Source organism: Streptomyces sp. NPDC047130 (assembly GCF_040643475.1).
Lineage (GTDB): Bacteria > Actinomycetota > Actinomycetes > Streptomycetales > Streptomycetaceae > Streptomyces.
This window is the reverse complement of record NZ_JBEYUK010000025.1, coordinates 89,554-95,951: the sequence shown is the minus strand read 5'-3', so window position 1 is coordinate 95,951 and position 6,398 is coordinate 89,554. Positions and strand designations below refer to the sequence as shown.

At 72.9% G+C, this 6,398-nt stretch carries 5 protein-coding genes and 1 pseudogene; 1 reads left to right on the top strand and 5 read right to left on the bottom strand.

Annotated features, from left to right (window positions below):
- The 5 genes and pseudogenes from ABZ836_RS24915 to ABZ836_RS24895 all read right to left on the bottom strand — a co-directional run.
- Nucleotides 1-92, bottom strand: a pseudogene (locus ABZ836_RS24915) (DNA-binding response regulator); the annotation flags it as partial.
- A gap of 204 nt (nucleotides 93-296) precedes the next feature.
- Complete coding sequence (locus tag ABZ836_RS24910) at nucleotides 297-1,235, bottom strand: 3-carboxyethylcatechol 2,3-dioxygenase (RefSeq protein WP_361145595.1); 939 nt, start codon at nucleotides 1,233-1,235, stop codon at nucleotides 297-299.
- The gene (locus tag ABZ836_RS24905) at nucleotides 1,232-2,941 is read right to left on the bottom strand and encodes a bifunctional 3-(3-hydroxy-phenyl)propionate/3-hydroxycinnamic acid hydroxylase (RefSeq protein WP_361145592.1); all 1,710 of its coding nucleotides are present in this window, start codon (nucleotides 2,939-2,941) and stop codon (nucleotides 1,232-1,234) included. Before ABZ836_RS24905 ends, ABZ836_RS24910 begins: the two co-directional genes overlap by 4 nt.
- 11 nt (nucleotides 2,942-2,952) lie before the next feature.
- Nucleotides 2,953-3,816 (bottom strand): alpha/beta hydrolase, encoded by an 864-nt coding sequence (locus tag ABZ836_RS24900; protein WP_356133576.1) that lies wholly within the window; start codon nucleotides 3,814-3,816, stop codon nucleotides 2,953-2,955.
- A 320-nt stretch (nucleotides 3,817-4,136) separates the two neighbouring features.
- A complete protein-coding gene (locus tag ABZ836_RS24895) occupies nucleotides 4,137-4,817 on the bottom strand; it encodes a helix-turn-helix domain-containing protein (protein WP_356133578.1) in 681 nt (226 codons plus the stop codon).
- A 111-nt stretch (nucleotides 4,818-4,928) separates the two neighbouring features.
- Here ABZ836_RS24895 and ABZ836_RS24890 point away from each other — a divergent pair, with 111 nt between their 5' ends.
- The gene (locus ABZ836_RS24890; protein WP_356133580.1) at nucleotides 4,929-6,317 is read left to right on the top strand and encodes an MFS transporter; all 1,389 of its coding nucleotides are present in this window, start codon (nucleotides 4,929-4,931) and stop codon (nucleotides 6,315-6,317) included.
- Nucleotides 6,318-6,398 lie beyond the last annotated feature (81 nt).

Sequence of the window (6,398 nt, the reverse complement as noted above, 5' to 3'; positions counted from 1 at the left end):
GCCTCCCCGGCGGCCACCACGCGGAGCGCCTGCACAAGCTCGTGTGCCGGGGCGTCCTTGAGGAGGAAGCCGCTGGCCCCGCCGGCGACCGACCGCGGCCGAGCCGTACGCGAGGACGGGCCGGGCAGACCGGCGGGCCGGGCAGACCGGCGGGCCGGGCAGACCGTGCTGTCCGGGCCGTGCGGACCGACGCGTGCCGCTCGCGGCGTCGGGCGGTCGGGCGGCAGGGCGGCCTGGCGGCCGGCCGTCAGGAGGCCGGGCGGTCAGCCTGCCCGGCGGTCAGGCCGTATGCGCGGTCAGGCCGTTTTCGCGGTCATGATCCCGAACCCGGCGATGTACTCCCGGATCGGCTTGTAGAACCGCGTGCCCACCTCGTACCTCCCCGCGGCGCCGAGCGCGCCGAAGGCGGCCACCCAGGTGCGCACCTCGTGGGCGGAGTTGCCGGCGGCCTCGGCCATGCCGGCCGGTGTCATCGCGTCGACGGGGGTGAGGTCGCCCGAGGCCAGGGTGTCCATCAGGGCCCGGTCCCAGGCGGGGTTGAGGTCACGGATGGCGGCGGTGCCCGCCGCGAAGGCCCGGCCGGTGTCGATGACGCGCTGCTGGCGGGCGTCGCGGGCCGCGGCGGTGGGGTGGCGGCCGTCGAGCAGCAGGGCGCGCGCCTGCTCGTCCGCCGTGGCCCACTGCGGCACCGGCGGGTCGTGGGAGAGTCCGCCGGAGCCGATCACCAGGACCCGCTCGTCGAGCGTGGTCAGGAACGAGCCGATCGCCTCGCCCAGCAGCCGCACCCGGCGCATCGAGGTGAACGGCTTCGCGACGCCGTTGACGAAGACGGGGATCGTCGGCACCGTGGCGATGCCCCCGAAGAGGATCTCCAACGGCTGGATCGCCCCGTGGTCCAGCTCCATCCGGCGTGAGACGGCCACGTCGAGGTCACGGTCGAGCACGTGCTGCGCCAGCCGCTCGGCCAGTTCCGTGGGGACGTCGAGCGGCCCCTCGGCGGTGCCGTAGTCGCCCACGCCGAGGGCCTCGTACCCGATGCAGAACGGCGGCATCAGGTCGTAGAAGAAGCCGTTGTAGTGGTCCGGCGCGAAGGCGAGCACCAGGGTGGGGTCGTACTCCCGGACGAAGGACCGGGCCTGCTCGAAGGCGGCGTCGACCTCGGCCTTCACCTCCGCCGGCGGATCGTTGAACTCCAGCAGCGGCGAGTGGGACATGGTGACGAGGGCGAGGCTCACGAGGACACTCCTTCGGCGAGGGCTCCGGCGCGCCGGAGCGCGGCGAGGGCCGTGGACGTCTGCTGGCTGAGGCAGGCCGCGGCGACGAAGCGGTCGGGGCGCAGGACGACGGTGCCGCAGGCGCGGACGTCGAACCACCGCTTGAGCGCGCCGGACAGGTCGCCGACCACCGTGACCGGCTCCGGCGAGTCGGCGAACCGCTTCTCGGCCCACTCCCGCTGGGTCTCCGGCACGAACGACACGAGCCGGATCCGGTGCCGCCTGACGAACGCCAGGTCGGCGGGGGTCAGATGGGCGGTGGGGTTGCCGCCCCAGGACGCCAGGGTCCACCAGTCGCCGGTGACCTCGTCGAGCAGGACGTTCTCGGCGTCGGCGGTGGTGACGCGCGGCTGGACGAACTGCAGTCCGACCGGCGAGACCGAGCCGGGCGAGTCGACGAACGGGAGGAGCCTCCCCTTCTTGAAGCTCGCCTGAGCCGTGCCGGGCCGCAGCGTCACCTGGTCGACGACGACGCCCTCGGCGTACCGCGGCATCGGCTTGAACCGCAGCTCGCTGAAGTAGGACTTCCACGTCGGCACCAGGTTGAGCGCGCCGGCCGCCCGGTCGCGGACCCAGCCGCCGAGGGGGCGCATCTTCATGACCGACCCGGCGGTCATGTTGACGTCGATCATGTCGGCCGCGTGCTTGCGGCGCTCCGTGGTGTACGTGTCGAGCAGGGCGTCGCCCGCGTCGCCGTCGAGCACGGCGGTGAGCTTCCAGGCGAGGTTGGTGGCGTCCCGGATGCCGGAGTTCCACCCTTGGCCGAGCCACACCGGCATCAGGTGCGCCGCGTCGCCGGCCAGGAAGACCCTGCCCTTGCGGAAGCTGGAGGCGACCCGGCCGTGGTGGGTGAAGGTGCGCTGGTTGATGATCTTCAGCGCGGAGGGGTCCGGCACGTGGCGGCGCAGCAGGCCGTTCATGAAGGAGCGGTCCTCGACCAGGTCCGTGGGTTCGTCGTCGTGGAGCATGAACTCCCAGCGGCGTATCCCCTGCGGCAGGCCGATGGAGACGTACGGGCGGCGGGGGTCCGCGCCCAGGTAGACCGACGGGGTGCCGATCGGGTCGTCGGCGACGTCCACGACGACCCAGCGGGTGGAGGGCGACCTGCCCTCGAACTCCACGCCCATCCACTTGCGGGTGAACGAGCTGCCGCCCTCGCAGCCGACGGCGTACCGGCCGGTGACGGTGACGGTCTCCTGCACGGCACCGTCGGCGTCGAGGCGCTCGGCGGTGACGACGACGTGGTCGCCGCGGTCCTCCAGGCCGGTGACCCGGTGGCCGAAACGCAGGTCGTGCTCCGGGAAGCGCCCGACCCCGGCGGCCAGCTCCCGGTCGACGAGCGGCTGGATGAACCCGTGCTTGCGCGGGTGGCCGAACTCCTCGGTGGTGGGGTCGTTGGTGGCGAGCACCTGACCGGTGCCGTTGACGAGCCGCACCACGTGGTGGGGCACCGTGAAGGGCTTGACCCGCTCCCACAGCCCCGCGGTGGCGAGGGTGCGGATCGCTTCGTCGTCGAGGCCGACGCCGCGCGGGTAGTCGATCAGCTCCTGGCGTGCCTCCAGGACGATCGCGCGGTGGCCGCGCACGCCGATGAGGTTGGCGAGGGTGAGCCCGACGGGTCCGGCTCCGATGACGACGACGTCGGTGTCGAGAGTGGGGGTGGACATGTGCGGCGGCCTCAGTTGTGCGAGAGGAAGTCCACGACGAGACGGTTGAACTCGTCGGCGTGCTCGATCATGGCCCAGTGCCCGCAGCGGTTGAGGAGCACCAGACGGGAGTCGGCGATGTTGGCGGTCAGCCACAGGCTGACCTCGAAGTGCAGGACCCGGTCGTCCTTGCCGTGGATCAGCAGGGTCGGCGCCTGGATGCCCGGGATCAGGTCGCGGTCGACCCGGCGGGGGATCGGCGCGCCGTGGGCGAGGCCCTCGAGGTAGTTGGTCAGGTGCTCGGGGCGGGCCAGGGCGGCCTCCGAGCGGGCGCGGGTCAGCTCGGGGGTGGCGAACCGCGCCTTGTCGAAGGTCATGATCTCGACCAGCGCCTTCATGTTCTCCGGGCTGGGGTCGCGGTAGGCCCGTGCGATCACCTTCAGGCCCTCGCTGGGACCGTCGCCCGCGGAGAACAGGTTCTTCACCGGGCCGCGGCCGAGCGAGGCGCCCATGGTGACCAGGTGGCTGAGGCGCTCGGGATGCAGCGTCGCGAACCGGATCGCCGTGTGGGCGCCCATCGAGTTGCCGATCAGCGCCGCCTTCCCGATGCCGAGGGCGTCGAGGAACGCGACCAGGTCGGCGTCGTGGTCCATGTCGACGGTCCGCACCGCGTCCGAGTCGCCCCACCCCGGCATGTCGGGGGCGAGGACGCGGAACCCGCCGCGCGCGACGGCCTCCAGGTTGCCGGAGAAGTTGGACCAGCCGGTCGCCCCCGGCCCGGAACCGTGCAGCATCACGACCGGCGGCGCCGAGGCGTCACCGGCCTCGTAGTAGCGCAGGTGGGTGCCCGACGGGAGGGTGATGTCGCGGGCCGCGGATTCCTTGGTGAGAGTCACAACGCCTATCTCCTGTGCTGAATGTGCACGCCCTCAGGCGTTATGTGCACGCCCTTCTGCACGCCATGGCACCACCATCGACCGCGGAAGTCAATACCGACCGGTACGGCGCCGAACCACCCGCCACCGCCGCCGGGCCGTGCGCACATCACCGGGGCGGAGACGGAACGCCGGACCACCCGCGCGCAGGCCGTGTCCGGGCGCGGGGACGGAGCCGCCGGGCCGCGAAGGGCGGGCGGCTCCGTTCTCGGGCGGCTCCACTCTCGGGCCACTCCGCTCTCGGGCGACTCCGCTCTCGGGCGACTCCGTTCTGGGGCGGGTCAGGCGAGGCGTTCGGACAGGCGGGTCGCGGCGGCGATCAGTGCGGCGGGGGCCTTCTCGGCGACCTCGGCGCGGTAGGTGATGAGGTTCAGGCAGGCCGGCGGCAGCCCCGGCGCCCCGATCGGCACGGCCACCCCGTGGGCGCCGGGCTCCACCTCCCCGAAGGTGGCGGCGAACCCCCGCTCCCGCGCCCGGACCACGGCCTCCGCGTCCCCGGGGGCCGGCGGACGCGCGGCCATGAGCGCCACGCCCGCGGAACCGCGGCCGAGCGGGTGCCGGCTGCCGGTGCGGAAGGACAGCACCCAGCTCGCGGCCGGCGGCTCCATCACCAGGAGCGCCACCGCGTCGGCCCCCTCGGTGACCAGCAGGGAGATCGTGGCCCCCAGCTCGTCCGCGAGCTCCCGCATCACCGGCTCGGCCTCGGCCCGCAGCGTGGCGTGGATGCCCCCGGCGAGCGCGGCCAGGCCGACACCCGCGCGGTAGCGGCCGTCGCCGCCCCGCACCGCGAGACGGAAGTCGGCCAGGGTGCTCAGCAGGCGCGAGGCGATCGAGCGGTGCACGTCGAGCTGGTCCGCGACTTCCTGCACCGTGAGTCCGTCACGGGCTGCGGTCACCAACTCGAGCGCGCGGAGGCCCCGAGCGAGGGTCTGGGCGCCGGCGGCGCGGGAGGTCTCAGCCATGCCCTGAGCCTAAGGGCAGCGCGGACAACCCTTGACAGCTCACCCTCCACCGTCCAGCCTTCTCTAAATGCACGAGGAAGTGCACTATTTGCATGCAGGGTGGAGAGTCAGATGGACCTGAGAGACGCGATCCGGAACAACCCGATGACCCGCTTCCAATGGGTGGTCGTGGCGCTCTGCATCCTCCTCACGATGATCGACGGGTACGAGATCCTCATCACCTCGTACACGCTGCCCGCCCTGACCGATCACTGGGCGCTGAGCAAGGGGCAGCAGGGCCTCGTCGCCTCCCTCGGCACCCTCGGCATGGGCGTCGGCGCGACCCTGCTGAGCCCGGTCGCCGACCGGATCGGCCGTCGCCCGCACATCCTCGGTTCGCTCGCGCTGATCGTGCCGGGCATGGTCCTCAGCGGTCTGGCGACGTCCTTCGAAATGTTCCTGGTCTTCCGGTTCTTCGCCGGGCTGTTCCTCGGGGCGATCGTGCCGAGCATCAGCGTCCTGTGCGCCGAGTACTCCAGCCGGCACCGCCGCGGCGTGGTGATGGGCGTCTACGGCATCGGCCTGCCGCTCGGCGCGGCCATCGGCGGTTTCCTCTCGGTGTGGCTGATCGACGCCTTCGGCTGGCGCGGCCCGTACTTCTTCGCCGCGATCGTCACCGCCCTGCTCCTGGTGCTGGCGTCCGTCACGCTGCCGGAGTCGGTCGGCCACCTGGTCGAGAAGCGCCCGGCCCACGCGCTGCGCGACTACAACCGCATCGCCGCCAGGCTCGGCGTCCCCGCCGCCGCGGCGCTGCCCGCCCCCACCGGGGCCGCCGGCAAGGTGACGTTCGCGAGCGGCATGTGGCAGGGCGTGATGCTGCCCCGCACGCTCCTGCTGTGGACGTCCTACGCCCTGGTGATCGGCGCCTTCTACTTCGCCAACGGCCTCACCGCGAAGCTGGTCACCCAGACCACCGGGGACCCTGACTTCGGCATCCGCGCCCAGGCGCTGGTCGCCGCCGGCGGTGTCGTCGGCGCGCTGCTCTTCGCCGCGGTCTCCCGCAGGATCCACCCGCGCCTGGTGACGGCCCTGATCGGCGTCGTCGGCTTCGTGGTCTTCCTCGTCTTCGCCGCCTACTTCGACGACCGGACCGCGGTCCTGGTCCTCGCGGTGCTGATCGGCCTGGCGGTCAACGGCGGCGTCGCCGCGTACTACGCGATCAGCCCCTCGATCTACTCGATCGCCATCCGCACCGCCGCGGTCGGCCTGATGATGGGCGTGGGCCGGATCGTCGCCTTCTTCGCCCCCAACATCGCGACCTTCCTCGAGGACCGCGGCTTCACGCCCGAGGAGCTCTACCGCCTCTACGGGGTGGTCATGGTCCTCTCCGCCGTGACCGTCACGGCCCTCCACCTCACCTACCGCGGCCGGCACCGCGAGGACGCGATGGACGCCGAGGACTCCTCCGCCGCGGAACCCCCGGCGGCCGGCACCGCCCGGACCTCCACGACCGTGGGCTGACGTCCGGGGCGGCGCGGGGCGGCGCGGGGGCCGCGTCCGGACACGACCGTGCGGTCAGCCCTCCTGGCGGACCGCACGGTC

Coding starts and splice junctions, on each gene's coding strand:
- ABZ836_RS24895 (WP_356133578.1), bottom strand. CDS start 4,817: ATGGCTGAGACCTCCCGCGCCGCCGGCGCCCAGACCCTCGCTCGGGGC.
- ABZ836_RS24890 (WP_356133580.1), top strand. CDS start 4,929: ATGGACCTGAGAGACGCGATCCGGAACAACCCGATGACCCGCTTCCAA.
- ABZ836_RS24905 (WP_361145592.1), bottom strand. CDS start 2,941: ATGTCCACCCCCACTCTCGACACCGACGTCGTCGTCATCGGAGCCGGA.